Source organism: Streptomyces sp. NPDC001443 (genome assembly GCF_053597355.1).
In genome coordinates, this window is record NZ_JBSFIA010000008.1 from 142567 (window position 1) to 168457 (window position 25891).

Consider the following 25891-nt stretch of genomic DNA (forward strand, 5'->3'; position numbering starts at 1 on the left):
GGCGCGTTGCGCCGTCAGGTGCGGGACACCGTCCCACAGCCCTCGGTGCGGTCCTCGTCGAGGCTCCGGCTGCGGTCGTACGGATCGGTCGTCGGCCCGGTCGGGGTCGCGCCCGCCGGGGCGTCGTCCGTCCGGAACGTGGGGTGGAAGTAGCCGTCGTAGACGTCGCAGGCCGAGTTGCCCGCCACCTCGTCGTAGCTCTTGACGCTGACCTTCCCGGTGGTGACCCGGTAGCGGGCCGGGTCGAGGAGTTCGAGGTCGAGCACGCGCCGCACGATGGTCCGGGCCACCTCGGTCTTCGACTTGTCGACGTGCGCGAGCGGGTAGACGAAGCTGTAGTCGGCGTGCACGACGACGGAACCCTCGGCGCCCGCCTCGAACGTCATCCGCCCGCGGGTCTTGACCACCTGGCCGACCACCCGCACCTCTTCGGGGTCGAACCGGCTGAACATCAGCAGCGGGTCGTGCTTCTTGTCCGGCTTGAGCAGCGAGGTGTTCAGCAGGTCGAGCAGTTCCGGCTGCTTGGGGTCGAGCACCCCGAGCGCGGCGGCGGGACGGTGGCCGCGCAGGGTGGCCGGGGAGAGGCTCCCGTCGACCAGGAACGTCTTGGTCTGCCGGAGCACCTGCGCCACCTGCGCCTTGGACCAGGACCCGACCGGCTTCGCCTCCGGCAGGACGATGCCGGCCTCGCCGTCGGCCCAGGCGAGTGCCGGGGACCCCGCGAACGGCCGGTCCACCGTGGGCAGGTCGGGGTCCACCGACTCCGGAGGCACGGTCGGGGCGGCGGTCTCCGGCGGCAGCTGCGAGGGAGCGGCGACCGCCCGGTTCGAGGCGTGGAAGGGATCGCCGGGGATCAGCGAGGGCCGCACCGCCACCACCGCCACGGCGATGGCGACCGGGATGCCCAGGAAGCCCCACAACCGCCGCCGCCGGGCCGCCCGCCCGTTCATCTCCTGCCAGGCCGGACCGGTCCGCCAGCCCGCGGGCAGCTCACCCCGGGCCTCCTGCTGCCGGAGCCGTTCGGTGACCATGCGCGCCCGCGCGGAGGGCTCCTTGGGCGCCGAGGCAGGTATCCCGCGTTCGCTTTCCGCTACGAACTTCGCCCACTCGTCGTCGGATATGGAACTCGACCCGGAATCCTCGGCTCGGGGCTCCTCGGACGGTCTCTCGGCCATGGCAAGCAGCGCTTTCTCTCGTGTAGTTGTGCGGTGCAGGCAGAGCGTACGACAGCAACTTCGCTCACCTGTACGGTTTCTGACCCGCTCCGCACGAACTTCCGCGCCGCCTGCCCGTCGCTTCGCCGTCCACGGCACAAAGGCTCCGGCCGGGGCGGTTCCCACCACCCCGGCCGGAGCCCTCACCTCGTTCGCCGGAACACTAGAGGCGAGTCACTCGACGGTCACCGACTTCGCCAGATTGCGCGGCTGGTCCACCTCGTTGCCCCGGGCGGTGGCCAGTTCGCAGGCGAACACCTGGAGCGGGACCGTGGCCACGAGGGGCTGGAGCAGGGTCGGCGTGGCGGGGATGCGGATCAGATGGTCGGCGTACGGCACCACCGCCTCGTCACCCTCCTCCGCGATCACGATCGTGCGCGCGCCCCGGGCGCGGATCTCCTGGATGTTGGACACGATCTTGTCGTGGAGGACGGAGCGGCCGCGCGGTGACGGCACGACGACCACGACCGGCAGATCCTCCTCGATCAGGGCGATCGGACCGTGCTTCAACTCGCCCGCGGCGAAGCCCTCGGCGTGCATGTAGGCGAGTTCCTTGAGCTTCAGGGCCCCTTCCAGCGCCACCGGGTACCCCACGTGCCGCCCGAGGAACAGCACCGTCTTCTTGTCCACGAGGGTGCGCGCCAACTCCCGGACCGGCCCCATGGTCTCCAGGACGCGATCGACGTCGCCGGAGATCTTCGCCAGGTCGCGCACGACGGTCCGGATCTCGTCGGCCCACTTGGTGCCGCGCACCTGGCCCAGGTAGAGGGCGACGAGATAGCAGGCGACGAGCTGGGTCAGGAAGGCCTTCGTGGAGGCGACGGCGACCTCGGGCCCGGCGTGGGTGTACAGCACCGCGTCGGACTCGCGCGGGATCGTGGAGCCGTTGGTGTTGCAGATGGCCAGCACCCTGGAGCCCTGCTCGCGGGCGTGCCTGAGGGCCATCAGGGTGTCCATGGTCTCGCCGGACTGGGAGATGGCGATGACCAGGGACCGGGAGTCCAGGATCGGGTCCCGGTAACGGAACTCGCTGGCCAGCTCCACCTCGCAGGGGATGCGGGTCCAGTGCTCGATGGCGTACTTCGCGATCATCCCGGCGTGGAAGGCCGTACCGCACGCGACGACGACGACCTTGTCGATCTCGCGCAGCACGCGCGGGGAGATCCGCACCTCGTCCAGGGTCAGCGAGCCGGACGCGTCGATGCGGCCCAGGAGCGTGTCGGCGACCGCCTTGGGCTGCTCGGCGATCTCCTTGAGCATGAAGTAGTCGTAGCCCCCCTTCTCCGCGGCCGACGCGTCCCAGTCGACGTGGTAGGAACGTACCTCCGCCGGAAGGCCGTCGAAACCGGTCACGGTCACGCCTTCCCGGCGCAGCTCCACCACCTGGTCCTGGCCCAGCTCGATCGCCGACCGCGTGTGGGCGATGAACGCGGCCACGTCCGAGGCGAGAAACGCCTCGCCCTCCCCCACGCCCACCACGAGCGGCGAGTTGCGCCGCGCGCCCACGACCACGTCCGGCACGTCCGCGTGCACGGCGACCAGGGTGAACGCGCCCTCCAGCCGTCGGCACACCAGCCGCATCGCCTCCGCCAGATCGGCGCAGCCGGCGAACTCCTCGGCGAGCAGATGGGCGACGACCTCGGTGTCGGTCTCGGAGACGAGGTCGTGCCCGCGCTCGGCCAACTCCGCGCGCAGCACGGCGAAGTTCTCGATGATCCCGTTGTGCACGACGGCGACGCGCCCCGCGTTGTCGAGATGGGGATGGGCGTTGGCGTCCGTCGGGCCGCCGTGCGTGGCCCACCGGGTGTGCCCGATGCCCGTCACACCGCTCGGCAGCGGCCGCTCGGCCAGTTCCTTCTCCAGATTGACCAGCTTCCCGGCCCGCTTGGCCGCGGCGAGGCCGTCGCCCGCGAGCACGGCGACACCCGCCGAGTCGTATCCCCGGTACTCCAGCCGCTTCAGCCCGGCCATCACGACATCGAGCGCCGACTGAGACCCCACGTATCCCACGATTCCGCACATGCCCGGCAGCCTAAGCTCCGCCGTCCGCAGAAAAGAGCCGAAGCGTGCCCGAAATCGGAAATTCCTACGGTGGCACGAACGCCGCGCCAGACTGAAACCGACCGAGGCGAGGAACGAAAAGTCCATGGCCGAACCCGCATCGGCTACGGCGAGCACCACGTCACCGAGGGCCTGGAACCGTTGGTGCGGTCCGGCTGACCGCCGGGCCGCCGTATCGCAGGCCGAGACGCCAGGCGACGCGGATCGGAGGGCGCAACAGCGGAGCGTGACATACCCCACCTCCCGTCCCGTTCAAACTCCGTTAACAATGGACTGTGATCTCTCCGGTCTCCTCGATGCCCAGGAGCGCCCACCGGCACAGGCCGGAGGCGACTCCCTACGTCGATCTCACCCGTGCCGAGTGGAGCGCGCTGCGTGAGAAGACGCCGCTGCCCCTCACCGCCGAGGAGGTCGAGAAGCTGCGCGGTCTGGGCGATGTCATCGACCTCGACGAGGTGCGCGACATCTACCTCCCGCTGTCGCGGCTGCTCAACCTGTACATCGGCGCCACCGACGGGCTCCGAGGGGCGCTGAACACCTTCCTCGGCGAGCAGGGGTCGCAGTCCGGCACCCCGTTCGTCATAGGCGTCGCGGGGTCGGTCGCGGTCGGCAAGTCAACCGTCGCACGACTGCTCCAGGCGCTGCTCTCCCGATGGCCCGAACACCCGCGCGTCGAACTGGTGACCACGGACGGTTTCCTGCTGCCCACCAAGGAGCTCCAGGCCCGGGGGCTGATGTCCCGCAAAGGCTTCCCGGAGTCGTACGACCGGCGCGCGCTGACCCGGTTCGTCGCCGACATCAAGGCCGGCAAGGACGAGGTGACGGCCCCCGTCTACTCGCACCTGATCTACGACATCGTCCCCGACAAGCGGCTGACCGTGCGCCGCCCGGACATCCTGATCGTCGAGGGCCTGAACGTCCTGCAGCCCGCACTGCCCGGCAAGGACGGCCGCACCCGGGTGGGCCTCGCCGACTACTTCGACTTCAGCGTGTACGTCGACGCCCGCACCGAGGACATCGAGCGCTGGTACCTCGACCGGTTCACCAAGCTGCGCGCGACCGCCTTCCAGAACCCGTCCTCGTACTTCCGCAAGTACACCCAGGTGTCCGAGGAAGAGGCCCTCGACTACGCGCGCACCACCTGGCGCACCATCAACAAGCCCAACCTCGTGGAGAACGTGGCCCCCACCCGGGGCCGGGCGACCCTGATCGTGCGCAAGGGCGCGGACCACAAGGTGCAGCGGCTGAGCCTGCGCAAACTCTGACGCCGTCGGCCCGGAAGGAATTCCTTCCGGGCCGACGGCGCATGGAGTTCAGCGGAGTTCGGCAGGCAACCGGCTCAGCCGAGCGCCGACTTCACCACGTCGGCCAGCCGGCCGGCCACCGACCGCGCCTGGTCGATGTCCGCCGCCTCGACCATCACGCGCACCAACGGCTCGGTGCCGGACGGACGCAGCAGCACCCGGCCCGTGGTGCCGAGTTCGAGCTCCGCCTCGGCCACCGCGGCGGACAGCTCCTCGGACGTCGCGACCCGGCTGCGGTCCACGTCGGGGACGTTGACGAGCACCTGCGGCAGCCGCTCCATCACACCCGCGAGGTCGCGCAGCGACCTTCCGGTCTGCGCGACCCGGGCGGCCAGCATCAGTCCGGTCAGCGTGCCGTCGCCGGTCGTCGCGTGGTCGAGGATGATGACGTGCCCGGACTGCTCGCCGCCGAGGGCGTAGCCGTGCTCCTTCATCTCCTCCAGGACGTAGCGGTCGCCGACGCCGGTCTGGACGAGCTTCAGTCCTTCCCGCTCCAGCGCCAGTTTGAAGCCGAGGTTGGACATCACGGTCGCGACGACGGTGTCGGAGCGCAGCGCGGAACGCTCCCTCATCGCCAGCGCGAGCACGGCGAGGATCTGGTCGCCGTCGATCTCCTCGCCGGTGTGGTCCACCGCGAGGCAGCGGTCGGCGTCGCCGTCGTGGGCGATGCCGAAGTCCGCGCCGTGGGTGCGCACGGCCTCCTTCAGCGGGCCGAGGTGGGTCGAGCCGCAGCCGTCGTTGATGTTGAGGCCGTCCGGCTCGGCACCGATGGTGATGACCTCGGCGCCGGCGCGGGCGAACGCCTCGGGCGAGACCCGGGCGGCGGCACCGTGCGCCTCGTCGAGGACGATCTTCAGCCCGTCCAGCCGGTTCGGCAGGACGGCGATGAGGTGGGCGACGTAACGGTCGAACCCTTCGTCGTACGTCCGGACCCGGCCGACGCCCGCTCCGGTCGGCCGCTCCCAGGGCGCGCCGGTGCGGTGCTCCTCGTAGACGGACTCGATCCGGTCCTCCAGCTCGTCGGCGAGCTTGTGGCCGCCGCGGGCGAAGAACTTGACACCGTTGTCCGGCATGGCGTTGTGGCTGGCGGACAGCATCACGCCGAGGTCGGCGCCGAGCACGCCGGTGAGGTACGCGACCGCCGGCGTCGGCAGCACGCCGACCCGCAGCACGTCCACGCCCGCGCTCGCGAGGCCCGCGACCACCGCGGCCTCCAGGAACTCCCCGGACGCGCGCGGATCCCGTCCGACCACCGCCGTCGGCCGGTGGCCCGCGAAGGTACCCGCCTCGGCCAGCACGTGTGCCGCCGCGACGGACAGGCCAAGTGCCATCTCGGCCGTCAGATCGGCGTTGGCGACACCACGCACACCGTCCGTGCCGAAGAGTCGTCCCACGTGTCCTCCTGAAGGAATCATCAAGGGTGGAAGCCGAGCACTCGTGCGGCTCACGCGCGGCGCTTCCACGTCACAGACATACGATGCCTGAACATCCGATAGCACTAGCCGTTGAACGTCTTGTGCCGTTATACGCCCGAAGGCTGTGATACACGAACGCCCCGGCGGCACTGTGGCGTGCCGCCGGGGCGTTCGGAGTACGTGCAGAGGCAGCTGAAGATTAGCGCTTGCTGTACTGCGGGGCCTTACGGGCCTTCTTCAGACCGGCCTTCTTGCGCTCGACCGCACGGTCGTCGCGCTTGAGGAAGCCGGCCTTCTTCAGCGGGCCGCGGTTGTTGTCCACGTCCGCCTCGTTCAGGGCGCGGGCCACGCCGAGGCGCAGGGCGCCGGCCTGACCGGAGACACCGCCACCCGCGATGCGGGCGATGACGTCGTAACGGCCTTCGAGCTCGAGCACCTTGAAGGGCTCGTTGACTTCCTGCTGGTGCACCTTGTTGGGGAAGTAGTCCTCAAGGGTGCGACCGTTGATCTTCCACTTGCCGGTGCCCGGGACGATCCGGACGCGGGCGATGGCGTTCTTGCGACGGCCCAGGCCGGCGGCCGGCTGGGGGTCGCCGAAGCGGGAAGCCATCGACTCCGAGGTGTACTCGCCCTCCAGGGGGACCTCGGACTCGGTGGTGTAGCTGTCGATGTCGACGAGCTCAGTCTCTTCGACCGGCTGCTCAACAGTGGTCTCGGCCACGATTCTCCTCAGATTTCTTTTCGTCTTAGGGGGTGGCCGGAACTACTGCGCGACCTGGGTGATCTCGAACGGCACCGGCTGCTGGGCAGCGTGGGGGTGCTGGTCGCCCGAGTAGACCTTCAGCTTCGAGAGCATCTGACGGCCCAGGGTGTTCTTGGGGAGCATGCCCTTGACGGCCTTCTCGATGGCCTTCTCGGGGTTCTTGGCGAGCAGCTCGTCGTAGCGGACCGAGCGCAGACCGCCCGGGTAGCCCGAGTGGCGGTACGCCATCTTCTGGGTCCGCTTGTTGCCGGAGAGGTGCACCTTGTCGGCGTTGATGATGACGACGAAGTCACCGGTGTCGACGTGCGGGGCGTAGATCGGCTTGTGCTTGCCGCGGAGAAGGGACGCGGCGGTGGTGGCGAGACGGCCCAGGACGACGTCCTGAGCGTCAATGACGTGCCACTGGCGAGTCACATCGCCGGGCTTGGGGCTGTACGTACGCACTTCGCAGCCTTCTTCTTCAGTGGATGGGTGCTGACACATGGCATCACTGAAGCGATCGTGCAGCTGGGGACGACAATGCCGGGAACGCTGCCCGTATGCCGCCCACTGGTAACTGCTCCAGGGAACCTAGGTAGAGGCCACTCCCGTGAGAATGAGCAAGCCTATACACAACGAAGAATCAGAGTACCGGGCTCCCACGAGTCGGTCAAAACGAGCAGACCCGAGCCCTCGCGCGCGCCGTCGAGAAATCTTCCGGCATCGACGTCAGGACGCCGTCAGGGGCCTGTCGGGTCGCATACCGCATGACCGTGTGCGACGACGGTCATCGCCACGCCGGTCCGACCCCCCAATTTTGAGTGGATCACTCGGACATGTCGCCTATAGGACTTCTTACGCCCCCAACATCAGTGACCGCAGGGCCTGTTGAGGCGGAACGGGATACCCCGGGTCCCGTCTAAGATGCGCCCCATGAACTATGGGCAGGGGGGACCCCGGTCCCAGTGGGATCCGTGGAAACCGAACTCCGAGCAGCCGTGGACCGGCGCCTCCGACGGCCGGTCCCCCGACTGGGCTGCGCTCGCCGAGGCCTCCGAGAACCGCCACCGGCGGCGTCGGGTCCTCTTCATCGTCGGCGGCGTGCTGGCCACGGTCGGCATCGGCACGGCCGTCGCCATGGGCATGATGTCGGCGAACGACAAGCAGGGGGCGAACAACGCCGCCTCCCAGCTGCCCTCGAACGCGGACATACCCAACGGCGGCAGCACGTCGGCGCCGTCGTTCGACCCGACGACCGCCCCGCCTCCGCTGGACCCGAAGGAATTCGTCGCCAGCGCCAAGAAGGACACGGCGCCGCTCGGCCCGGACATCCTCTTCCCGGGCACGCAGCTCACCGTCGGCACGACCGTGTACAAGAAGGCCGCCTCGGACGACACGAAGAGCTGCGCCACGGCCGCCCAAGGCACGCTCCCGAAGGTCCTCACCGGCAACGGCTGCACCCGCCTGATGCGCATCACCTACACCAAGGACGACATCGCGGTGACGGTCGGCGTGGCCGTCTTCACCACCGAGGAGCAGGCCACCAAGGCCAAGGGACAGGCGGACAACAAGAGCATCGTCAAGGCGCTGCCCGGCAAGGGCGTGAAGGCCTTCTGCAACGGTGCCGTCTGCCGCTCCACCACGAACACCTTCGGCCGTTACGCCTACTTCACGATCACCGGCTTCACCGCCGGCAAGGACGTCACCACGAAGGACACCACGGTCTTCCGTGCGGGTGACGACCTCGCCCAGTTCGCGTTCAAGCAGATCCACCGGCGCGGCGAGGCCCAGGCGTCGGCCGCGTCCGCGGGCTGACCCCCGGCGCCACCGCCGCCCGGAGCGCACGAGCCCCCCGACCGGTGACCGGACGAGCCCCCCTCCGTCCGGTCCCGCGGGGGGCGTCCGTCCGAGGGCCGGCCCACCAGCAGGCCCGGCGGTCGCCCCTGCGAGCGGTTCAGCAGCAGCCCGCTCCGGGCAGCGAGCGCTTGTTCCGCGCCTCCTTGTTGCGGGCGGCCAGCAGCTCGTCGGCGGGATAGCCGACCTCCTCCAGCGTCAGCCCGTGCGGCCGTACGACGTGCACGGCCGAATCCCGTACGCCCGCGGCCAGCACCTTGCCCGGCCAGTCCGGGGTGCGGTGTCCGTCCCCCACGAACAGCAGCGCCCCGATCAACGAGCGCACCATGTTGTGGCAGAAGGCGTCGGCGCGGACGGTCGCGGTGATGATCCCCTCCGCGTCCCGCACCAGGCTCAGCTCCTGGAGCGTGCGGATGGTGGTGGCACCCTCCCGCTTCTTGCAGTAGGCGGCGAAGTCGTGCTCCCCCACCAGCGCCCGTGCGGCCTCGTTCATGGCGTCGACGTCGAGAGGCCAGTCGTGCCACAGGACATGGCCGCGCAGCAGCGGGTCCACCCCGCCGGGGTTGTCGGTGACGCGATAGGCGTACCGGCGCCAGACCGCCGAGAACCGGGCGTTGAAACCGGCCGGAGCCTCGGTCAGGGTCCACACCCGTACGTCCTTGGGCAGCCGCCCGGCCAGCCGCTTCAGCAGCTTCTCCCGGTGCTCGGCCCACAGCTCCTCGGGCAGGTCCACATGGGCCACCTGCCCGCGCGCGTGCACCCCCGCGTCGGTCCGCCCGGCCACGGTCAGCTCGTACGTCGTGTCCTTCGACCGGGTCACGGTCCGCAGCGCGTCCTCGATCTCGCCCTGCACGGTCCGCTTCCCGCCGGCCTGCTTGGCCCAGCCGTGGAAGCCGCTGCCGTCGTAGGACAGGTCGAGGCGGATACGGACGTGTCCGGGCTGCGCTTCGTCACTCACACAAGAATCCTCTCAGCACAAAGACAGCGGGCCCGCCCCCGAAGGGAACGGGCCCACTGGAGCGCCCCGGAAGGGGCGCGGGGAACTGCGCGACCGACCACGACGGCGCGGCAGCAGAAGGACGGCCTTACGCCTCCTTCGACTCCTCGACGACCTCGTCGGCCTTGGTCTCCTCGACCTTGGCGGCCTCGGTCTCCTTGACGGCACGCTTGGTGGCCGCCTCGGCCTCACCGGTGGCCTGCTGGGCCACGGTCAGGGCCTCCACCAGCTCGATGACAGCCATGGGCGCGTTGTCGCCACGACGGTTACCGATCTTGGTGATACGGGTGTAGCCACCCGGGCGGTTCTCGTAGCGCGGGCCGATCTCGGTGAAGAGCGTGTGCACGACGCTCTTGTCCGTGATGACCTGGAGCACCTGACGGCGGTTGTGAAGGTCGCCCTTCTTCGCCTTGGTGACCAGACGCTCGGCGTACGGCCGCAGACGGCGGGCCTTCGCCTCGGTGGTCGTGATGCGGCCGTGCTCGAACAGCGACTTCGCGAGGTTCGCGAGGAGCAGCTTCTCGTGCGCGGCGCTGCCGCCCAGACGGGCACCCTTGGTGGGCTTCGGCATGGTTCTTCTCCTGTGAGTCTGCCCCGGCCGTATCAGGTACCGAGGTCAGTATCCGAGCAGGCGGTCGCCTGTCGGAGACCCCGCGCCCCAAAGGGGCGCGGGGAACTGCGCGACCAGCCACAGCCGGTCCGCAGGCGCAGTACTGCCTCTCCTCGCGGAGCGATCAGTACTGCTCGGTCTCCACGAAGCCCGCGTCCGCGTCGTCGTCGGCGCCGAAGGCGTCCGCGGCAGCGGTCGGGTCGAATCCGGGCGGGCTGTCCTTGAGGGCCAGGCCCATGCCGGCCAGCTTCGCCTTGACCTCGTCGATGGACTTCGCACCGAAGTTGCGGATGTCCAGGAGGTCGGCCTCGGAGCGGGCGACGAGCTCACCCACGGAGTGGATGCCCTCACGCTTGAGGCAGTTGTACGAGCGGACCGTGAGCTCGAGCTCCTCGATCGGCAGCGCGAGGTCGGCGGCCAGGGCGGCGTCCGTGGGGGACGGGCCCATGTCGATGCCCTCGGCGTCGATGTTGAGCTCGCGGGCCAGACCGAACAGCTCGACCAGGGTCTTGCCGGCCGACGCCATGGCGTCACGGGGACGCATGGCCTGCTTGGTCTCGACGTCGACGATCAGCTTGTCGAAGTCGGTGCGCTGCTCGACACGGGTCGCCTCGACCTTGTACGTGACCTTCAGCACCGGCGAGTAGATCGAGTCGACCGGGATGCGCCCGATCTCCTGACCGACCTGCTTGTTCTGAACGGCGGAGACGTAACCGCGACCGCGCTCGACGGTCAGCTCCATCTCCAGCTTGCCCTTGCCGTTGAGCGTGGCGAGGACGAGGTCGGGGTTGTGCACCTCGACACCGGCCGGGGGCGCGATGTCGGCGGCGGTGACCAGACCCGGGCCCTGCTTGCGCAGGTACATCACGACCGGCTCGTCGTGCTCCGAGGAGACGACCAGCTGCTTGATGTTGAGGATCAGGTCGGTGACGTCCTCCTTGACGCCCGGCACGGTGGTGAACTCGTGCAGGACACCGTCGATGCGGATGCTGGTGACAGCAGCGCCGGGGATCGACGACAGGAGGGTGCGGCGCAGGGAGTTGCCGAGGGTGTAGCCGAAGCCCGGCTCCAGCGGCTCGATCACGAACCGGGAGCGGAACTCGTCGACGACCTCTTCGGTCAACGAGGGACGCTGAGCGATCAGCATGTTGCGTTCCTTCAGTCAGGGGCACCCACTATTTGATGCCCTGAGACACCGGGCGGTGGCCCGATGGTGGTATGTGCAAGGGTACGGGCGATACAGCCCCGAAGAGCCGTACCGCCCGAAATCCTCAACCCGAACCGGCCGTGTGCCGGAAGCGGCGGTGATCAGCCCCGCTGCTGCGGAGCGGGCCGCCGCACCCGATCAAACGCGGCGGCGCTTCGGCGGACGGCAGCCGTTGTGCGGGGTGGGGGTGACGTCCTGGATCGAGCCGACCTCGAGGCCGGTGGCCTGGAGGGAGCGGATCGCGGTCTCACGGCCGGAGCCGGGACCCTTGACGAAGACGTCGACCTTGCGCATGCCGTGCTCCTGCGCGCGACGCGCGGCCGACTCGGCGGCCATCTGCGCGGCGAACGGGGTCGACTTGCGCGAGCCCTTGAAGCCGACGTGGCCGGCGGAGGCCCAGGAGATCACGTTGCCGGACGGGTCCGTGATCGAGACGATCGTGTTGTTGAACGTGCTCTTGATGTGGGCGTGCCCGTGAGCGACGTTCTTCTTTTCCTTGCGGCGCACCTTCTTGGCAGCGCCCTGACGACCCTTGGGGGGCATCTGTAACTCCTACGGGGAGGTGGTCGGTCCTACAGCGAAGACCGCTGATGAAGCGTTGTCCGCTGTGGACTACTTCTTGCCCGGCTTCTTCTTGCCGGCGATGGCGCGACGCGGGCCCTTGCGGGTGCGGGCGTTGGTGCTGGTGCGCTGACCGCGGACGGGCAGACCGCGGCGGTGCCGCAGACCCTGGTAGCAGCCGATCTCGACCTTGCGGCGGATGTCGGCCTGGATCTCGCGACGGAGGTCACCCTCGGTCTTGATGTTGTTGTCGACGTACTCGCGGATCGCGACGAGCTGCTCCTCGGAGAGGTCGCGAACGCGGGTGTTCGGGTCGACGCCGGTCGCAGCCAGCGTCTCCTGCGAGAGGGTCCGGCCGATGCCGAACACGTAGGTGAGGGCGACCTCCACACGCTTTTCGCGCGGGATGTCGACACCGGAAACGCGTGCCATTCAATGGCTCCAGTTGAATCTTCGGAGGTCTTCCGCAGAACCGGTTCCCAGCCGCCGTACGAGGTACGAACTGGGTCCCCGGCCTCCGAGCCGGGGGTGTCAGACCCGGGATGCCCAGGACTGGGTGCTGCGTATGAACATGTTCAGCTTGCGTCGCGCGAATCTCTGCGGGTGCAGAGGGTTCGGTCGTGCGTCAGCCCTGGCGCTGCTTGTGGCGCGGGTTCTCGCAGATGACCATGACCCGACCGTGACGGCGGATCACCCTGCACTTGTCGCAGATCTTCTTGACGCTCGGCTTGACCTTCATGGGGTGAGGTTCTCCGGGTCAGTTGCCGGCAGTCCCGCTCGCGCGGAACCTGGGCAAGATCTACTTGTAGCGGTAGACGATCCGGCCACGCGTCAGGTCGTACGGAGACAGCTCCACCACGACCCGGTCGTCAGGGAGGATGCGGATGTAGTGCATACGCATCTTGCCGCTGATGTGTGCCAGGACCTGGTGGCCGTTCTGGAGCTCGACCTTGAACATAGCGTTCGGAAGAGACTCGACGACAGTGCCCTCGATCTCGATGGCACCTTGCTTCTTGGCCACGCTTCGCCCTTCGAATCGACTACCTTGATCGACTCCGTACGAGCGCATGCAGGCATGCGGGTGCACGAGAGCCGACGAGTCAGTCTACGTCAGCGCACCCGGAAACACGAATCGAGGAAGTCTGCCCCATGGGGGAGATCGTCATGCAAGGGGGTCCGGCGCAGCCGTGACCCCGTGCTCCGCGAGCTTGGCCCGGCCGCCGTCGACGGCCGTCAGGACCAGTGGGCCCTCCTCCGTCAGCGCGACGGAGTGCTCCCAGTGGGAGGACCAGGTGCCGTCCGTGGTGATGACGGTCCAGTCGTCCTCCAGGACCTCCGTCCTCGGGGTGCCCAGGGAGACCATCGGCTCGATGGCCAGGCAGAAGCCGGGCACCAGCTTGGGACCCTTGCCGCGGCGGCGGTCGACGTAGTTCAGCAGGTGCGGGTCCATGTGCATCTCGGTGCCGATGCCGTGGCCGCCGTAGTCCTCGATGATCCCGTACCGGCCGCCGCCGGGCTTCGGCTGGCGGCGGATGTACGTCTCGACGGCACGGGAGATGTCGACGAGCCGGTTGCCGAGCTTCATGGCGGCGATGCCCGCCCACATCGACTCCTCGGTCACCCGGGAGAGCTCGATCAGTTCCGGGGCGTGACCGGAGCCCACGAAGGCGGTGAAGGCGGCGTCTCCGTGCCAGCCGTCGACGATCGCGCCGCAGTCGATCGAGATGATGTCGCCGTCCTTGAGGACGACGTCATCGGACGGGATGCCGTGAACGACGACGTCGTTCACGGAGGTGCAGATGGTCGCGGGGAACCCGCCGTAGCCGAGGAAGTTCGACTTGGCGCCGTGCTCCGCGAGCACCTTGCGCGCGACCTCGTCCAGGTCCTTGGTGGTCGCCCCGGGCACGGCCGCCTCGCGCGTGGCCGCGTGGATCGCGGCGACGACCAGTCCCGCCGCACGCATCCTGGCGATCTGCTCGGGCGTCTTGATCTGTACCTGCGCCATGGGGGCTACGGCCTTTCTTGGCTTCCGGACCGGAGGGACCGCGCATCGCCGCTCAGGGCTGCGGACCACGGACTGCGGCTGGGGACTGCGGGCGGCGGGGCCGGGCTGCCGATCGCCGGCCGCGATGGTTTCCACGATACGTGGGGGTGCTCACACCCCCCACACAGCAGCCGCGGTCCCCTTCCTCAGGGAACCGCGGCTGCGGCGACGTGGGCACGCCTACTTGTCGGCGTCCTCGCGCTTGAGCGCCTCGAGCGCCCGCTTGGTGATCTCTTCCACCGGGCCCAGCGACGAGATCGTGACGACCAGTCCCTGCGCCTTGTAGTAGTCGATGATCGGCTCGGTCTGCGTGTGGTAGACCTCGAGCCGCTTGCGGACGGTGTCCTCGGAGTCGTCGTCACGCTGGTACAGCTCGCCACCGCAGACGTCGCAGACGCCTTCCTTGGCGGAGGGCTTGTACTCCACGTGGAAGACGTGCTCGGACTTGTTGCGGCAGACGCGCCGGCCGGCGATCCGCTTCACGACCTCGGCCTCGGGTACTTCGAGGTCGAGTACCGCGTCCAGCTTGATGCCCTCGGTGTTGAGGACCTCGTCCAGCGCCTCGGCCTGCGAGACGTTGCGCGGGAAACCGTCCAGCAGGAAGCCGTTCTCGGCGTCGGGCTGCTCCATGCGGTCCTTGGCCATGCCGATGGTCACCTCGTCGGGGACGAGATTGCCGGCGTCCATGTAGGACTTCGCGAGTTTCCCGAGCTCCGTCTGCTGGCTGATGTTGGCGCGGAACAGGTCGCCCGTGGAGATGTGGGGCACGCCCAGTTTCGCGGCGAGCAGCGTTGCCTGCGTTCCCTTACCGGCGCCCGGCGGCCCGACGAGGACGATTCGCATCAGCGGAGGAACCCTTCGTAATTGCGCTGCTGGAGCTGGCTCTCGATCTGCTTCACCGTCTCCAGACCGACACCCACGATGATGAGGATGCTGGTACCGCCGAACGGGAAGTTCTGGCTTGCCCCGAAGCCAACCAACGCCATCGTCGGGACGAGAGCAATCAGGCCCAAGTACAGCGAACCCGGCCAGGTGATCCGGTTGAGTACGTAGCTCAGGTACTCAGCGGTCGGTCGGCCAGCCCGGATGCCCGGGATGAAGCCACCATACTTCTTCATGTTGTCGGCGACTTCCTCGGGGTTGAAGGAGATCGCCACGTAGAAGAACGCGAAGAAAACGATCAGCAAGAAGTACATGCTGATGTAAATCGGGTGGTCACCCTTGGTCAGGTTCTGCTCGATCCAGGTCTTCCAGCCGGAATTGCCCCCGGCGAACTGCGCCACGAGTGCCGGAATGTAGAGCAGCGAGGAAGCGAAGATGACCGGGATCACACCCGCCTGGTTGACCTTCAGCGGGATGTAGGTCGACGTACCGCCGTAGGAACGGCGGCCGATCATGCGCTTCGCGTACTGGACGGGGATACGGCGCTGAGCCTGCTCGACGAAGACCACCAGGCCGACCATGACCAGACCGACCAGGATGACGGTGCTGAACTCGATCCAGCCGTCGGCCAGGGTGCCCTGCTTCTTGATGGCCCACAGTGCGGACGGGAAGGTCGCGGCGATCGAGATGAACATCAGGATCGACATGCCGTTGCCGATACCGCGGTCGGTGATCAGCTCGCCCAGCCACATGACGACGCACGTACCGGCGGTCATGCAGATGACCATCGTGACGGTGGAGAAGATCGCGCGGTCCGGGACGATGCTCGACGCGACCGTGCAGCCGGAGAACAGGGCGCCGCTGCGTGCGGTGGCCACCAGGCCGGTGCCCTGGAGGACGGCGAGAGCCACCGTCAGGTAGCGGGTGTACTGCGTGATCTTCGCCGTGCCGGACTGGCCCTCCTTCTTGAGGGCCTCCAGACGCGGGATCACCACGGTCAGCAGCTGGAGAATGATGCTCGCCGTGATGTACGGCATGATGCCGAGGGCGAAGATCGTGATCTGGAGCAGCGCGCCGCCGCTGAACATGTTGACCAGACCGAAGAGGCCCTGGTTGCCGGATGCCTCGTCCACGCACTGCTGAACGGACTTGTAGTCGACGCCCGGGATGGGGATGTGGGTACCGACCCGGTAGACCACAATGATCGCGAGCGTGAAGAGCAGCTTCTTGCGCAGGTCGGGCGTCCTGAACGCCCGGGCGAACGCGGTGAGCACGGTGCCTCCTGCGACCCCCGCGCAACTGCGTCAAGGGTGACGGTCTTGAGATTCCGATGGAATGACGACTAGAGAACGGTCATCTGCCGCTCAGAGTGCCCCATGTGGAGCACCCAGGAAAGTGGGCAGTGCAGGCCACCTTACCGGCGACACTACCCCCCTTGGAACGACCAACCGGGGATACCCCATTTGTGGGGTATCCCCGGTCGGGATCGTTCAAGTCATCGAGACGCCCGAGTGGGTCAGACGAGCTCGGTGACGGTGCCGCCGGCAGCGGTGATCTTCTCCTTGGCGGAGCCGGAGACGGCGTCGACCGTCACCTGCAGCGCCACGGAGATCTCGCCCTGGCCGAGGACCTTGACGAGGCTGTTCTTGCGAACGGCACCCTTGGCCACCAGACCCTCGACGGTGACCTCGCCACCCTCGGGGTAGAGCGCGGCCAGCTTGTCGAGGTTCACGACCTGGAACTCGGTCTTGAACGGGTTCTTGAAGCCCTTCAGCTTCGGAAGACGCATGTGGAGGGGCATCTGGCCACCCTCGAAGCGCTCCGGAACCTGGTAACGGGCCTTCGTACCCTTGGTACCACGACCGGCCGTCTTACCCTTCGACGCCTCACCACGACCGACACGGGTCTTGGCGGTCTTGGCGCCCGGGGCGGGACGAAGGTTGTGGATCTTGAGCGGGTTCTGCTCACCCATGATCAGTCGACCTCCTCGACCGTCACGAGGTGGCGGACGGTGTGCACCATGCCGCGGAACTCGGGGCGGTCCTCCTTGACGACCTGCGTGTTGATGCCCTTGAGACCAAGGGAACGCAGGGTGTCACGGTGGTTCTGCTTGCTGCCGATGTACGACTTCACCTGCGTGATCTTGAGCTGTGCCATCAGACACCAGCCCCGGCACGCGCACGGAGAAGGGCCGCGGGAGCGACGTCCTCGAGGGGCAGACCACGGCGGGCCGCGATCTCCTCGGGACGCTGCAGGCCCTTCAGGGCCGCCACGGTCGCGTGCACGATGTTGATCGCGTTGTCGGAGCCGAGCGACTTCGACAGCACGTCGTGGATACCGGCGCACTCGAGCACGGCACGCACCGGGCCACCGGCGATAACACCGGTACCGGGGGACGCGGGCTTGAGCAGCACGACGCCGGCAGCCTTCTCACCCTGGATCGGGTGCGGGATGGTGCCCTGGATACGGGGGACCTTGAAGAAGTGCTTCTTGGCCTCCTCAACACCCTTGGCGATGGCGGCCGGCACCTCCTTGGCCTTGCCGTAACCGACACCCACGGTGCCGTCACCGTCGCCCACCACGACCAGCGCGGTGAAGCTGAAGCGACGACCACCCTTCACAACCTTGGCGACGCGGTTGATCGCGACGACACGCTCGACGTAAGCGGTCTTCTCGGCGGCAGCTGCGCCGCCGTCACGGCCCTTCCGGTCCCGCCGCTCGCCGCCACCGGCACCGCTTCCACGGCGCTGGGGTCCAGCCATTGGAATTACCTCTCTCTGTTTCCGCTAGCTACGGAACCGGCTCAGAACTTCAGACCGGCTTCGCGGGCGGCGTCCGCCAGGGCGGCGATGCGCCCGGCGTACTGGTTGCCACCACGGTCGAATACGACAGCCTCGACGCCCGCGGCCTTGGCACGCTCGGCGACGAGCGCGCCGACCTGCTTGGCCTGGGCCGACTTGTCACCCTCGCCACCGCGGATCGAGGTGTCCAGGGTGGACGCCGACGCAAGGGTGTGACCCTTGAGGTCGTCGATCACCTGGGCCACGATGTGGCGGTTGGAGCGGGTAACGACCAGGCGGGGACGCTCGGCCGTGCCACCGATCCGCTTGCGGATCCGGATGTGACGGCGCTTGATCGCGGCGCGCTTGTAGGCGTCGCCCTTCAGGATCTTCTGTCCGTATGCCATGGCTTACTTACCCGCCTTTCCGACCTTGCGGCGGATGACTTCGCCCTCGTACTTGACGCCCTTGGCCTTGTACGGGTCGGGCTTGCGCAGCTTGCGGATGTTGGCCGCAACCTCGCCGACCTTCTGCTTGTCGATGCCCTCGACCTGGAAGCGGGTCGGGGTCTCCACCTTGAAGGTGATTCCCTCGGGCGCCTCGACGGTGATCGGGTGGCTGTAGCCGAGCGCGAACTCGAGGTTCGAACCCTTGGCCGTGACGCGGTAACCGACACCGCTGATCTCGAGCTTCTTCACGTAACCCTGGGTCACGCCGGTGATCATGTTCGCCACCAGCGTGCGGGACAGGCCGTGCAGGGCCTTGTTCTGACGCTCGTCGTTCGGACGGGTGACGTTGAGCACGCCGTCCTCACCCTTGACGATGTCGATCGGCGCGACGACGGTGTGGGTCAGCGAGCCCTTGGGGCCCTTGACCGAGACCGTGCGGCCATCGATGGTGACGTCCACGCCGGCGGGAACCGTGATGGGGAGCTTGCCAATACGCGACATAGCTGTTTCCTCCGTTCCCTTCCGCTACCAGACGTAGGCGAGGACTTCCCCACCCACGCCCTTCTTGCCGGCCTGCTTGTCGGTGAGGAGACCGTGAGACGTGGAGATGATCGCCACGCCGAGGCCGCCGAGCACCTTCGGCAGGTTGGTGGACTTCGCGTAAACCCGGAGACCGGGCTTGGAAATCCGCTTGATGCCCGCGATGGAGCGCTCACGGTTGGGGCCGAACTTCAGCTCCAGGACGAGGTTCTTGCCGACCTCGGCGTCCTCGACCTTCCAGCCCGTGATGAAGCCCTCCTGCTGGAGGATCTCCGCGATGTGAGACTTGATCTTCGATGCCGGCATCGTCACGGAGTCGTGGTATGCCGAGTTCGCGTTCCGCAGACGCGTAAGCATGTCTGCGATCGGATCAGTCATGGTCATGAATTGGCCTTCGGCCTCTCTCGCCGGGGTTTCCTGGTGCGCCATCCCTCTCCCCGATCCGGGACGGGACGGGTGCGGCGCGGTGGACCTACGGCGTAGTAAGCATCATTCAGCGGACAGCTGTCCGCGTGCGTACGGGCGACAGTCAGGCGCCCAACCCTCCAAGCCTAAGCCATGGAGAGGTGGGCACCTGACACGCCCAGTGCTTACCGAGAGCCCTTGGAATCCCTAGATTTAGGGGATTACCAGGAGCTCTTGGTCACGCCCGGCAGCTCGCCACGGTGAGCCATCTCACGAAGGCACACGCGGCACAGGCCGAACTTGCGGTACACGGAGTGGGGACGGCCGCAGCGCTGGCAGCGCGTGTAGCCACGCACGCCGAACTTGGGCTTGCGAGCAGCCTTCGCGATGAGAGCCTTCTTCGCCATCTCGCTCACGCCTCCTTGAAGGGGAAGCCGAGGTGACGAAGGAGCGCACGGCCCTCAGCGTCGTTGGTCGCCGTGGTCACCACGGTGATGTCCATACCCCGGGTGCGGTCGATCTTGTCCTGGTCGATCTCGTGGAACATGACCTGCTCCGTGAGACCGAAGGTGTAGTTGCCACGGCCGTCGAACTGCTTGGGGGACAGGCCGCGGAAGTCGCGGATGCGCGGCAGCGCGAGCGACAGGGTGCGGTCCAGGAACTCCCACATGCGGTCGCCACGGAGCGTGACGTGGGCACCGATCGGCTGGCCCTCACGCAGCTTGAACTGCGCGATGGACTTGCGGGCCTTGGTGACCTGCGGCTTCTGGCCGGTGATCGTGGTGAGGTCGCGGATGGCGCCATCGATCAGCTTGGAGTCGCGGGCGGCGTCGCCCACACCCATGTTGACCACGATCTTCACGAGGCCGGGGATCTGCATGACGTTCTCGTACTTGAACTCGTCACGCAGCTTGCCCGCGATCTCCTCGCGGTACTTCGTCTTGAGACGCGGGGTGGTGGTGGTAGCCATCAGATGTCCTCACCCGTCCGCTTGGCAACGCGGATCTTGTTGCCCTCGTCGTCGAAGCGGTAACCGACACGCGTGACGACCTTGTTGCCGTCCTTCTCCACGACCAGCTGAACGTTGGAAACGTGGATCGGGGCCTCGGTGGTCACGATGCCGCCGGCCTGGGAACCGCGAGCGGTCGGGCCGGCCTTCGTGTGCTTCTTGACCCGGTTGACACCCTCGACCAGGACACGGTCCTCGCGGGGGAAGGCCGCGATGACCTTGCCCTGCTTGCCCTTGTCCTTACCGGTGATGACCTGGACCAGGTCGCCCTTCTTGATCTTCATGCTTACAGCACCTCCGGCGCGAGCGAGATGATCTTCATGAACTTCTTCTCGCGCAGCTCACGGCCGACAGGGCCGAAGATACGGGTGCCACGAGGGTCGCCGTCGTTCTTCAGAATGACAGCGGCGTTCTCGTCGAAGCGGATGTACGAGCCGTCCGGACGGCGGCGCTCCTTGACGGTGCGAACGATGACGGCCTTGATGACGTCACCCTTCTTCACGTTGCCGCCGGGGATCGCGTCCTTGACGGTGGCGACGATCACGTCACCGATGCCCGCGTAGCGGCGACCGGAGCCACCGAGCACACGGATGCAAAGGATCTCCTTCGCACCAGTGTTGTCGGCGACACGCAGTCGCGACTCCTGCTGGATCACGTCTATCTCCTGGTTGTCTGCCGGTTCCCGGGGCGGTTCGCACTGCGGCGAACCGCCCCGAGCCTGGCGGAACTATTCCTAGGGGGTCCCCCTAGGAGGGATTACTTGGCCTTCTCGAGGATCTCGACGACGCGCCAGCGCTTCGTCGCAGACAGCGGCCGGGTCTCCGCGAGGAGGACACGGTCGCCGACGCCGGCGGCGTTCTGCTCGTCGTGGGCCTTGAGCTTGTTCGTACGGCGGATGACCTTGCCGTACAGCGCGTGCTTGACACGGTCCTCGACGGCGACGACGACGGTCTTGTCCATCTTGTCGCTGACGACGAGACCCTCACGGGTCTTGCGGAAACCGCGCGCCTCGGTGTTCTCAGTCACGTTGCTCTCGCTCATCAGGCGTTCTCCACCGTCTCGATGCCCAGCTCGCGCTCACGCATGAGGGTGTAGATCCGCGCGATGTCCTTACGGACGGCCTTGAGCCGACCGTGGTTCTCGAGCTGACCCGTCGCCGCCTGGAAGCGGAGGTTGAACAGCTCTTCCTTGGCCTCGCGGAGCTTCGCAAGAAGCTCCTCGTTGCCCAGCTCGCGCAGCTCGGACGCCTTGGTACCGGCCGACATCACGCTTCACCTGCCTCGCGCTTGACGATCCGGCACTTCATCGGCAGCTTGTGGGCTGCGCGAGTGAGGGCCTCACGGGCGATCTTCTCGTTGGGGTAGGACAGCTCGAACATGACCCGGCCCGGGTGCACGTTCGCGATCCACCACTCCGGAGAACCCTTACCGGAACCCATGCGGGTCTCGGCAGGCTTCTTCGTCAGGGGACGGTCCGGGTAGATGTTGATCCAGACCTTGCCGCCACGCTTGATGTGGCGGGTCATGGCGATACGGGCCGCCTCGATCTGGCGGTTGGTCACGTACGCCGGCGTGAGGGCCTGGATGCCGTACTCGCCGAACGCGACCGTCGTGCCGCCCTTGGCCTGACCACGGCGCTTCGGGTGGTGCTGCTTGCGGTGCTTGACCCTACGGGGGATCAGCATGTCGGTCAGGCCTCCGTTCCGGTGCTCTCAGCCGGAGCGGCGGCGGGAGCGTCGGCCTTGGGGGCCTCGGCAGCCGGAGCCGTCTGCGGCTTACGACCGCGACCGCCACGCTCGCCACCGCGGCCACCACGGCCGGCCGGGCGGTCAGCGCCGCCACGGGCCGGGCGGTTGCCCGCGCGGGCAGCAGCGTTCTCGGCGCGGACCTCGGCGATGTTCTTGACGTCGCCCTTGTAGATCCAGACCTTCACGCCGATGCGGCCGAAGGTCGTCTTGGCCTCGAAGAAGCCGTAGTCCACGTTCGCGCGGAGCGTGTGCAGGGGCACACGGCCCTCGCGGTAGAACTCCGAGCGGGACATCTCGGCGCCACCGAGGCGGCCACCGCACTGGATCTTGATGCCCTTGGCGCCGGCCTTCATGGCGGACTGCATGCTCTTGCGCATGGCCCGACGGAAGGAGACGCGGGAGGAGAGCTGCTCGGCGACGGCCTGGGCAACCAGCTGAGCGTCGGTCTCGGGGTTCTTGACCTCGAGGATGTTCAGCTGGACCTGCTTGCCCGTGAGCTTCTCGAGGTCGCCGCGGATGCGGTCGGCCTCGGCGCCACGGCGGCCGATGACGATGCCCGGACGAGCGGTGTGGATGTCCACACGCACGCGGTCACGGGTGCGCTCGATCTCAACCTTCGAGATGCCGGCGCGCTCCATGCCGGACGTCATCATCCGACGGATGGCGACGTCTTCCTTGACGTAGTCCTTGTACAGCTTGTCGGCGTACCAACGCGACTTGAAGTCGGTCGTGACACCGAGCCGGAACCCGTGCGGGTTTACCTTCTGGCCCATTACCGGGTTCCTTCCTTGCTGCTGACGACCACGGTGATGTGGCTGGTCCGCTTGCGGATCCGGTAGGCGCGGCCCTGGGCACGCGGACGGAACCGCTTCAGGGTCGGGCCCTCGTCGACGTACGCCTCGGAGATGTAGAGGCTGTCGGCGTCAGTGTGGTCGTAGTTGTGCGCGGCGTTGGCAATGGCGCTGTCCAGCACCTTGCCGACCGGCACGCTCGCGGCCTGCGGGGCGAAACGCAGGACCGCCTGAGCCTCCGTGGCATCCATGCCACGGATAAGGTCCACCACGCGGCGGGCCTTCATGGGCGTGACGCGGATGTACCGCGCCTGGGCCCTGGCTTCCATGGTTGTCCTTCCAGTGTCTGTCATGGTCAATCCACCCCGCTACTAGCGGCGCTTCGACTTCCGGTCGTCCTTGACGTGACCCCGGAAGGTGCGCGTCGGCGAGAACTCGCCGAGCTTGTGGCCGACCATCGACTCGGTGACAAACACCGGGATGTGGGTCTTGCCGTTGTGCACCGCGATCGTGTGGCCGAGCATGGCCGGGATGATCATCGAGCGACGGGACCAGGTCTTGATGACGTTCTTGGTGCCGGCTTCGTTCTGTACGTCCACCTTCTTGATCAGGTGGTCGTCGACGAAGGGCCCCTTCTTGAGACTGCGCGGCATCTAAACCCGCTCCTAGCGCTTCTTGTTCGTCTTGCGGCGGCGGACGATGTACTTGTTCGAAGCCTTCTTCGGCGAACGAGTACGACCCTCCTTCTGACCCCACGGCGAGACCGGGTGACGACCACCGGAGGTCTTGCCTTCACCACCACCGTGCGGGTGGTCAACCGGGTTCATCGCCACACCGCGGACGGTCGGGCGGACGCCCAGCCAGCGCTTGCGGCCGGCCTTGCCCCAGTTGATGTTGCTCTGCTCGGCGTTGCCGACCTCGCCGACCGTGGCGCGGCAGCGCTGGTCGACCAGGCGGATCTCACCGGAGGGCATGCGGAGGTGGGCCATGGTGCCCTCCTTCGCGAGCAGCTGCACCGAGGCACCGGCGGAGCGGGCGAACTTGGCGCCGCCACCGGGACGGATCTCGATCGCGTGGATCGTGGTACCGACCGGGATGTTGCGGAGCGCCAGGTTGTTGCCCGGCTTGATGTCGGCCCCGGGACCGTTCTCGACGCGGTCACCCTGCTGCAGGTTGCGCGGGGCGAGGATGTAGCGCTTCTCGCCGTCCGCGTAGTGCAGCAGCGCGATGCGCGCGGTGCGGTTGGGGTCGTACTCGATGTGCGCGACCTTCGCCGGCACGCCGTCCTTGTCGTGACGACGGAAGTCGATCACGCGGTAGGCGCGCTTGTGTCCGCCACCCTGGTGGCGAACGGTCACACGACCGGCGTTGTTACGGCCGCCCTTGCTGTGCAGCGGGCGGACCAGCGACTTCTCCGGCGTGGACCGCGTGACCTCGACGAAGTCGGCGACGCTGGAGCCACGACGGCCCGGCGTAGTCGGCTTGTACTTGCGGATTCCCATTTCTCAGTCCTCGTCCGATATCGGACGATCCGACCCGCTTACGCGGTCGGACCGCCGAAGATGTCGATACGGTCGCCCTCGGCGAGGGTCACGATCGCGCGCTTGGTGTCAGCACGCTTACCGAAACCGCTCTTGGTGCGCTTGCGCTTGCCCTGGCGGTTGATCGTGTTGACCCCGGTGACCTTGACCGAGAAGACCGCCTGGACGGCCTCCTTGATCTGGGTCTTGTTGGAGCCCGGCGCCACGACGAAGGTGTACTTGCCCTCGTCGAGCAGCGCGTAGCTCTTCTCCGAGACGACCGGCTTGAGGAGCACGTCACGGGGGTCCGTGAAGGACTTGCTCAGCGGCGTCTCGACGGTGTTCTTGCCCTCGGTGGCGTGGCGCTTCGCCTTGGCGACGCGCGCGGCCTTGGCGGCCTTGGCGGCCTTCGAGGCGATGCTCGGGTGACGCGTAGCCATCAGGCTTCGCTCCCTTCGGTGTCAGCGGCCTTGGGGCCAGACACGAAGGACTCGAGTGCGGCCTGGGTGAAGACCACGTCGTCCGAGACGAGAACGTCGTACGTGTTCAGCTGGCCCGGCTCCAGGATGTGGACCTGGGGCAGGTTGCGGGCGGACAGCCACGCGGCCTCGTCGGTGCGCTCGGCGACCAGGAGCAGGTTCTTGCGCTCCGAGATCTTGCCGAACAGCGTCTTCGCGGCCTTGGTGGAGATGTCGCCGTCGACCACGCCGGAGACGACGTGGATGCGGTTGTGGCGCGCCCGGTCGGTGAGGGCGTGGCGCAGGGCCGCGGCCTTCATCTTCTTGGGGGTGCGCTGCGAGTAGTCGCGCGGCACGGGACCGTGCACGACGCCACCACCGGCGAACTGCGGCGCGCGGGTCGAGCCCTGACGGGCGCGACCGGTGCCCTTCTGGCGGTAAGGCTTCTTGCCACCGCCGCGGACCTCGCCACGCGTCTTGGTCTTGTGGGTGCCCTGGCGGGCAGCGGCCAGCTGCGCGACGACGACCTGGTGGATCAGCGGAATGCTGATCTTCTCCACGTCGAAGATCTCCGCGGGGAGCTCGACCGTACCGGCCTTGTCGCCGGCAGGCGACAGGATGTCAACAGTGCTCATCGGTTACCTCAGGCCCCCTTGGCCGCGGTGCGGACCAGGACGAGGCCGCCGTTCGGACCGGGAACCGCGCCCTTGATGAGCAGCAGACCCTTCTCCGCGTCAACGGCGTGGACGGTCAGGTTCTGGGTGGTGACCCGCTCGTTGCCCATGCGGCCCGCCATGCGGAGGCCCTTGAACACACGGCCCGGGGTGGCGCAGCCACCGATGGAACCGGGGGAGCGGTGCTTGCGCTGGGTGCCGTGACCGGCGCCGAGGCCCTTGAAGTTGTGACGCTTCATGACACCGGCGAAGCCCTTGCCCTTGCTCTTGCCGGTCACGTCCACCTTGATGCCGGCCTCGAACACCTCAGCGGTGATCTCCTGGCCGAGGGTGTACTCGCTGGCGTCAGCGGTACGGATCTCGACGAGGTGGCGACGGGGGGTGACGTCGGCCTTCGCGAAGTGGCCCTTGAGGGGCTTGTTCACCTTGCGCGGGTCGATCTCGCCGAACGCGATCTGGACGGACTCGTAGCCGTCGACGTCGTTCGTGCGGACCTGGGTGACGACGTTGGGGCCGGCCTTGACGACGGTGACCGGAACAACACGGTTGTTCTCGTCCCACACCTGCGTCATGCCGAGCTTCTCGCCCAGGATGCCCTTGATCTGCTTAGCCATTCTCAGATCACCG

Annotated in this window: 37 protein-coding genes; 2 read left to right on the forward strand and 35 right to left on the reverse strand. The window is 67.6% G+C overall.

Annotated features, from left to right (window positions below; genetic code table 11):
- Nucleotides 1–14: 14 nt before the first annotated feature.
- Nucleotides 15–1175: a hypothetical protein gene (locus tag ACWC24_RS12020; RefSeq protein ID WP_450662705.1), complete on the reverse strand. Its 1161-nt coding sequence runs from the start codon at nucleotides 1173–1175 to the stop codon at nucleotides 15–17.
- Nucleotides 1176–1388: 213 nt separating this feature from the next.
- Nucleotides 1389–3236, reverse strand: a complete 1848-nt coding sequence (glmS, locus tag ACWC24_RS12025; protein WP_450662706.1) for a glutamine--fructose-6-phosphate transaminase (isomerizing) — start codon at nucleotides 3234–3236, stop codon at nucleotides 1389–1391.
- Between the two features lie 335 nt (nucleotides 3237–3571).
- Here glmS and coaA point away from each other — a divergent pair, with 335 nt between their 5' ends.
- Nucleotides 3572–4540 carry a type I pantothenate kinase gene (coaA, locus tag ACWC24_RS12030; RefSeq protein ID WP_152888062.1) on the forward strand — a complete coding sequence of 323 codons (969 nt, stop codon included), beginning with the start codon at nucleotides 3572–3574 and terminating at the stop codon, nucleotides 4538–4540.
- 74 nt (nucleotides 4541–4614) lie between these two features.
- Here the strand turns inward: coaA and glmM are convergent, their stop codons facing one another.
- The 3 genes from glmM to rplM all read right to left on the reverse strand — a co-directional run bounded on the left by glmM (nucleotide 4615) and on the right by rplM (nucleotide 7201).
- Nucleotides 4615–5973, reverse strand: a complete 1359-nt coding sequence (gene glmM / locus ACWC24_RS12035) for a phosphoglucosamine mutase (RefSeq protein WP_450662707.1) — start codon at nucleotides 5971–5973, stop codon at nucleotides 4615–4617.
- Nucleotides 5974–6193: 220 nt separating this feature from the next.
- Nucleotides 6194–6715, reverse strand: a complete 522-nt coding sequence (gene rpsI, locus ACWC24_RS12040) for a 30S ribosomal protein S9 (RefSeq protein WP_162468604.1) — start codon at nucleotides 6713–6715, stop codon at nucleotides 6194–6196.
- A gap of 42 nt (nucleotides 6716–6757) precedes the next feature.
- A complete protein-coding gene (gene rplM / locus ACWC24_RS12045) occupies nucleotides 6758–7201 on the reverse strand; it encodes a 50S ribosomal protein L13 (protein ID WP_351143408.1) in 444 nt (147 codons plus the stop codon).
- Between the two features lie 468 nt (nucleotides 7202–7669).
- Between rplM and ACWC24_RS12050 the strand changes: the two genes are divergently transcribed.
- Nucleotides 7670–8551 (forward strand): hypothetical protein, encoded by an 882-nt coding sequence (locus tag ACWC24_RS12050; RefSeq protein ID WP_450662708.1) that lies wholly within the window; start codon nucleotides 7670–7672, stop codon nucleotides 8549–8551.
- A 139-nt stretch (nucleotides 8552–8690) separates the two neighbouring features.
- Here ACWC24_RS12050 and truA read toward each other — a convergent pair whose 3' ends face one another.
- The 30 genes from truA to rplC all read right to left on the reverse strand — a co-directional run bounded on the left by truA (nucleotide 8691) and on the right by rplC (nucleotide 25878).
- Nucleotides 8691–9548 (reverse strand): tRNA pseudouridine(38-40) synthase TruA, encoded by an 858-nt coding sequence (truA, locus tag ACWC24_RS12055; RefSeq protein ID WP_450662709.1) that lies wholly within the window; start codon nucleotides 9546–9548, stop codon nucleotides 8691–8693.
- Nucleotides 9549–9675: 127 nt separating this feature from the next.
- Complete coding sequence (rplQ, locus tag ACWC24_RS12060; protein WP_450662710.1) at nucleotides 9676–10158, reverse strand: 50S ribosomal protein L17; 483 nt, start codon at nucleotides 10156–10158, stop codon at nucleotides 9676–9678.
- A 163-nt stretch (nucleotides 10159–10321) separates the two neighbouring features.
- Nucleotides 10322–11344, reverse strand: a complete 1023-nt coding sequence (locus tag ACWC24_RS12065; RefSeq protein WP_003966937.1) for a DNA-directed RNA polymerase subunit alpha — start codon at nucleotides 11342–11344, stop codon at nucleotides 10322–10324.
- A gap of 198 nt (nucleotides 11345–11542) precedes the next feature.
- Complete coding sequence (gene rpsK, locus ACWC24_RS12070; protein WP_003956432.1) at nucleotides 11543–11947, reverse strand: 30S ribosomal protein S11; 405 nt, start codon at nucleotides 11945–11947, stop codon at nucleotides 11543–11545.
- A gap of 69 nt (nucleotides 11948–12016) precedes the next feature.
- Nucleotides 12017–12397, reverse strand: a complete 381-nt coding sequence (gene rpsM / locus ACWC24_RS12075) for a 30S ribosomal protein S13 (RefSeq protein ID WP_030811707.1) — start codon at nucleotides 12395–12397, stop codon at nucleotides 12017–12019.
- Between the two features lie 193 nt (nucleotides 12398–12590).
- Nucleotides 12591–12704, reverse strand: coding sequence for a 50S ribosomal protein L36 (gene rpmJ / locus ACWC24_RS12080; protein ID WP_003998809.1), 114 nt, complete (start codon nucleotides 12702–12704; stop codon nucleotides 12591–12593).
- 60 nt (nucleotides 12705–12764) lie between these two features.
- A complete protein-coding gene (gene infA, locus ACWC24_RS12085; RefSeq protein WP_003948620.1) occupies nucleotides 12765–12986 on the reverse strand; it encodes a translation initiation factor IF-1 in 222 nt (73 codons plus the stop codon).
- Between the two features lie 141 nt (nucleotides 12987–13127).
- A complete protein-coding gene (gene map, locus ACWC24_RS12090; protein ID WP_450662711.1) occupies nucleotides 13128–13970 on the reverse strand; it encodes a type I methionyl aminopeptidase in 843 nt (280 codons plus the stop codon).
- Between the two features lie 219 nt (nucleotides 13971–14189).
- Nucleotides 14190–14852, reverse strand: a complete 663-nt coding sequence (locus ACWC24_RS12095; RefSeq protein ID WP_450662712.1) for an adenylate kinase — start codon at nucleotides 14850–14852, stop codon at nucleotides 14190–14192.
- Nucleotides 14852–16165, reverse strand: a complete 1314-nt coding sequence (gene secY, locus ACWC24_RS12100; RefSeq protein ID WP_450662713.1) for a preprotein translocase subunit SecY — start codon at nucleotides 16163–16165, stop codon at nucleotides 14852–14854. Before secY ends, ACWC24_RS12095 begins: the two co-directional genes overlap by 1 nt.
- A 242-nt stretch (nucleotides 16166–16407) precedes the next feature.
- Nucleotides 16408–16863 (reverse strand): 50S ribosomal protein L15, encoded by a 456-nt coding sequence (rplO, locus tag ACWC24_RS12105; RefSeq protein ID WP_043381011.1) that lies wholly within the window; start codon nucleotides 16861–16863, stop codon nucleotides 16408–16410.
- 2 nt (nucleotides 16864–16865) lie between these two features.
- Entirely contained in the window at nucleotides 16866–17048 is a 183-nt protein-coding gene (rpmD, locus tag ACWC24_RS12110) for a 50S ribosomal protein L30 (protein WP_003974250.1), read from the reverse strand.
- Nucleotides 17048–17653 (reverse strand): 30S ribosomal protein S5, encoded by a 606-nt coding sequence (rpsE, locus tag ACWC24_RS12115; RefSeq protein WP_094054455.1) that lies wholly within the window; start codon nucleotides 17651–17653, stop codon nucleotides 17048–17050. Before rpsE ends, rpmD begins: the two co-directional genes overlap by 1 nt.
- A 41-nt stretch (nucleotides 17654–17694) precedes the next feature.
- Complete coding sequence (gene rplR / locus ACWC24_RS12120) at nucleotides 17695–18078, reverse strand: 50S ribosomal protein L18 (RefSeq protein WP_152888011.1); 384 nt, start codon at nucleotides 18076–18078, stop codon at nucleotides 17695–17697.
- 3 nt (nucleotides 18079–18081) lie between these two features.
- Nucleotides 18082–18621, reverse strand: coding sequence for a 50S ribosomal protein L6 (gene rplF / locus ACWC24_RS12125; RefSeq protein WP_317444886.1), 540 nt, complete (start codon nucleotides 18619–18621; stop codon nucleotides 18082–18084).
- A gap of 24 nt (nucleotides 18622–18645) precedes the next feature.
- Nucleotides 18646–19044 carry a 30S ribosomal protein S8 gene (gene rpsH / locus ACWC24_RS12130; RefSeq protein WP_007384075.1) on the reverse strand — a complete coding sequence of 133 codons (399 nt, stop codon included), beginning with the start codon at nucleotides 19042–19044 and terminating at the stop codon, nucleotides 18646–18648.
- Between the two features lie 242 nt (nucleotides 19045–19286).
- Nucleotides 19287–19472: a type Z 30S ribosomal protein S14 gene (locus ACWC24_RS12135; RefSeq protein WP_003948630.1), complete on the reverse strand. Its 186-nt coding sequence runs from the start codon at nucleotides 19470–19472 to the stop codon at nucleotides 19287–19289.
- Nucleotides 19473–19477: 5 nt separating this feature from the next.
- The gene (gene rplE / locus ACWC24_RS12140; protein ID WP_152888007.1) at nucleotides 19478–20035 is read right to left on the reverse strand and encodes a 50S ribosomal protein L5; all 558 of its coding nucleotides are present in this window, start codon (nucleotides 20033–20035) and stop codon (nucleotides 19478–19480) included.
- Nucleotides 20035–20358 (reverse strand): 50S ribosomal protein L24, encoded by a 324-nt coding sequence (rplX, locus tag ACWC24_RS12145; RefSeq protein WP_003992365.1) that lies wholly within the window; start codon nucleotides 20356–20358, stop codon nucleotides 20035–20037. The genes rplE and rplX overlap by 1 nt, the downstream gene beginning before the upstream one ends.
- 2 nt (nucleotides 20359–20360) lie before the next feature.
- Nucleotides 20361–20729: a 50S ribosomal protein L14 gene (rplN, locus tag ACWC24_RS12150; RefSeq protein ID WP_003992364.1), complete on the reverse strand. Its 369-nt coding sequence runs from the start codon at nucleotides 20727–20729 to the stop codon at nucleotides 20361–20363.
- Between the two features lie 101 nt (nucleotides 20730–20830).
- On the reverse strand, nucleotides 20831–21115 hold the full coding sequence (rpsQ, locus tag ACWC24_RS12155; protein ID WP_152888004.1) for a 30S ribosomal protein S17: 285 nt from the start codon (nucleotides 21113–21115) through the stop codon (nucleotides 20831–20833).
- Complete coding sequence (gene rpmC / locus ACWC24_RS12160) at nucleotides 21115–21339, reverse strand: 50S ribosomal protein L29 (protein ID WP_007494763.1); 225 nt, start codon at nucleotides 21337–21339, stop codon at nucleotides 21115–21117. The genes rpsQ and rpmC overlap by 1 nt, the downstream gene beginning before the upstream one ends.
- Complete coding sequence (rplP, locus tag ACWC24_RS12165; protein ID WP_004927269.1) at nucleotides 21339–21758, reverse strand: 50S ribosomal protein L16; 420 nt, start codon at nucleotides 21756–21758, stop codon at nucleotides 21339–21341. The genes rpmC and rplP overlap by 1 nt, the downstream gene beginning before the upstream one ends.
- 5 nt (nucleotides 21759–21763) lie before the next feature.
- The gene (rpsC, locus tag ACWC24_RS12170; protein WP_152888002.1) at nucleotides 21764–22594 is read right to left on the reverse strand and encodes a 30S ribosomal protein S3; all 831 of its coding nucleotides are present in this window, start codon (nucleotides 22592–22594) and stop codon (nucleotides 21764–21766) included.
- Entirely contained in the window at nucleotides 22594–22941 is a 348-nt protein-coding gene (gene rplV / locus ACWC24_RS12175; protein ID WP_019329637.1) for a 50S ribosomal protein L22, read from the reverse strand. The genes rpsC and rplV overlap by 1 nt, the downstream gene beginning before the upstream one ends.
- Nucleotides 22942–22983: 42 nt before the next feature.
- Complete coding sequence (rpsS, locus tag ACWC24_RS12180; protein ID WP_005481224.1) at nucleotides 22984–23265, reverse strand: 30S ribosomal protein S19; 282 nt, start codon at nucleotides 23263–23265, stop codon at nucleotides 22984–22986.
- Nucleotides 23266–23277: 12 nt separating this feature from the next.
- On the reverse strand, nucleotides 23278–24114 hold the full coding sequence (rplB, locus tag ACWC24_RS12185) for a 50S ribosomal protein L2 (RefSeq protein WP_030039757.1): 837 nt from the start codon (nucleotides 24112–24114) through the stop codon (nucleotides 23278–23280).
- Nucleotides 24115–24152: 38 nt separating this feature from the next.
- Complete coding sequence (gene rplW / locus ACWC24_RS12190; RefSeq protein ID WP_152888000.1) at nucleotides 24153–24572, reverse strand: 50S ribosomal protein L23; 420 nt, start codon at nucleotides 24570–24572, stop codon at nucleotides 24153–24155.
- Nucleotides 24572–25225, reverse strand: a complete 654-nt coding sequence (gene rplD / locus ACWC24_RS12195; RefSeq protein WP_450662714.1) for a 50S ribosomal protein L4 — start codon at nucleotides 25223–25225, stop codon at nucleotides 24572–24574. Before rplD ends, rplW begins: the two co-directional genes overlap by 1 nt.
- An 8-nt stretch (nucleotides 25226–25233) precedes the next feature.
- Entirely contained in the window at nucleotides 25234–25878 is a 645-nt protein-coding gene (gene rplC, locus ACWC24_RS12200) for a 50S ribosomal protein L3 (RefSeq protein WP_020135811.1), read from the reverse strand.
- Nucleotides 25879–25891: the final 13 nt, after the last annotated feature.

What these genes read in the sequence shown, in the direction of transcription:
- rplD (WP_450662714.1), bottom strand. Translation starts at nt 25,225, where the DNA reads ATGAGCACTGTTGACATCCTGTCGCCTGCCGGCGACAAGGCCGGTACG.
- rplP (WP_004927269.1), bottom strand. Translation starts at nt 21,758, where the DNA reads ATGCTGATCCCCCGTAGGGTCAAGCACCGCAAGCAGCACCACCCGAAG.
- rpsM (WP_030811707.1), bottom strand. Translation starts at nt 12,397, where the DNA reads ATGGCACGCGTTTCCGGTGTCGACATCCCGCGCGAAAAGCGTGTGGAG.
- ACWC24_RS12135 (WP_003948630.1), bottom strand. Translation starts at nt 19,472, where the DNA reads ATGGCGAAGAAGGCTCTCATCGCGAAGGCTGCTCGCAAGCCCAAGTTC.
- rplW (WP_152888000.1), bottom strand. Translation starts at nt 24,572, where the DNA reads ATGGCTACGCGTCACCCGAGCATCGCCTCGAAGGCCGCCAAGGCCGCC.
- rpsC (WP_152888002.1), bottom strand. Translation starts at nt 22,594, where the DNA reads ATGGGCCAGAAGGTAAACCCGCACGGGTTCCGGCTCGGTGTCACGACC.
- rplX (WP_003992365.1), bottom strand. Translation starts at nt 20,358, where the DNA reads ATGAAGATCAAGAAGGGCGACCTGGTCCAGGTCATCACCGGTAAGGAC.
- ACWC24_RS12050 (WP_450662708.1), top strand. Translation starts at nt 7,670, where the DNA reads ATGAACTATGGGCAGGGGGGACCCCGGTCCCAGTGGGATCCGTGGAAA.
- rplV (WP_019329637.1), bottom strand. Translation starts at nt 22,941, where the DNA reads ATGGAAGCCAGGGCCCAGGCGCGGTACATCCGCGTCACGCCCATGAAG.
- rplB (WP_030039757.1), bottom strand. Translation starts at nt 24,114, where the DNA reads ATGGGAATCCGCAAGTACAAGCCGACTACGCCGGGCCGTCGTGGCTCC.
- rplC (WP_020135811.1), bottom strand. Translation starts at nt 25,878, where the DNA reads ATGGCTAAGCAGATCAAGGGCATCCTGGGCGAGAAGCTCGGCATGACG.
- rpmC (WP_007494763.1), bottom strand. Translation starts at nt 21,339, where the DNA reads ATGTCGGCCGGTACCAAGGCGTCCGAGCTGCGCGAGCTGGGCAACGAG.
- rplO (WP_043381011.1), bottom strand. Translation starts at nt 16,863, where the DNA reads ATGGGTGAGCAGAACCCGCTCAAGATCCACAACCTTCGTCCCGCCCCG.
- rpsH (WP_007384075.1), bottom strand. Translation starts at nt 19,044, where the DNA reads ATGACCATGACTGATCCGATCGCAGACATGCTTACGCGTCTGCGGAAC.
- glmS (WP_450662706.1), bottom strand. Translation starts at nt 3,236, where the DNA reads ATGTGCGGAATCGTGGGATACGTGGGGTCTCAGTCGGCGCTCGATGTC.
- rpmD (WP_003974250.1), bottom strand. Translation starts at nt 17,048, where the DNA reads ATGGCACAGCTCAAGATCACGCAGGTGAAGTCGTACATCGGCAGCAAG.
- coaA (WP_152888062.1), top strand. Translation starts at nt 3,572, where the DNA reads ATGCCCAGGAGCGCCCACCGGCACAGGCCGGAGGCGACTCCCTACGTC.
- rpsE (WP_094054455.1), bottom strand. Translation starts at nt 17,653, where the DNA reads ATGGCTGGACCCCAGCGCCGTGGAAGCGGTGCCGGTGGCGGCGAGCGG.
- ACWC24_RS12020 (WP_450662705.1), bottom strand. Translation starts at nt 1,175, where the DNA reads ATGGCCGAGAGACCGTCCGAGGAGCCCCGAGCCGAGGATTCCGGGTCG.
- rplR (WP_152888011.1), bottom strand. Translation starts at nt 18,078, where the DNA reads ATGGCATACGGACAGAAGATCCTGAAGGGCGACGCCTACAAGCGCGCC.
- rpsK (WP_003956432.1), bottom strand. Translation starts at nt 11,947, where the DNA reads ATGCCCCCCAAGGGTCGTCAGGGCGCTGCCAAGAAGGTGCGCCGCAAG.
- rplE (WP_152888007.1), bottom strand. Translation starts at nt 20,035, where the DNA reads ATGGCTACCACCACCACCCCGCGTCTCAAGACGAAGTACCGCGAGGAG.
- rplQ (WP_450662710.1), bottom strand. Translation starts at nt 10,158, where the DNA reads ATGCCGAAGCCCACCAAGGGTGCCCGTCTGGGCGGCAGCGCCGCGCAC.
- rplF (WP_317444886.1), bottom strand. Translation starts at nt 18,621, where the DNA reads ATGTCGCGTATTGGCAAGCTCCCCATCACGGTTCCCGCCGGCGTGGAC.
- rpsS (WP_005481224.1), bottom strand. Translation starts at nt 23,265, where the DNA reads ATGCCGCGCAGTCTCAAGAAGGGGCCCTTCGTCGACGACCACCTGATC.
- rpsQ (WP_152888004.1), bottom strand. Translation starts at nt 21,115, where the DNA reads ATGAGCGAGAGCAACGTGACTGAGAACACCGAGGCGCGCGGTTTCCGC.
- map (WP_450662711.1), bottom strand. Translation starts at nt 13,970, where the DNA reads ATGGCGCAGGTACAGATCAAGACGCCCGAGCAGATCGCCAGGATGCGT.
- ACWC24_RS12095 (WP_450662712.1), bottom strand. Translation starts at nt 14,852, where the DNA reads ATGCGAATCGTCCTCGTCGGGCCGCCGGGCGCCGGTAAGGGAACGCAG.
- rpmJ (WP_003998809.1), bottom strand. Translation starts at nt 12,704, where the DNA reads ATGAAGGTCAAGCCGAGCGTCAAGAAGATCTGCGACAAGTGCAGGGTG.
- ACWC24_RS12065 (WP_003966937.1), bottom strand. Translation starts at nt 11,344, where the DNA reads ATGCTGATCGCTCAGCGTCCCTCGTTGACCGAAGAGGTCGTCGACGAG.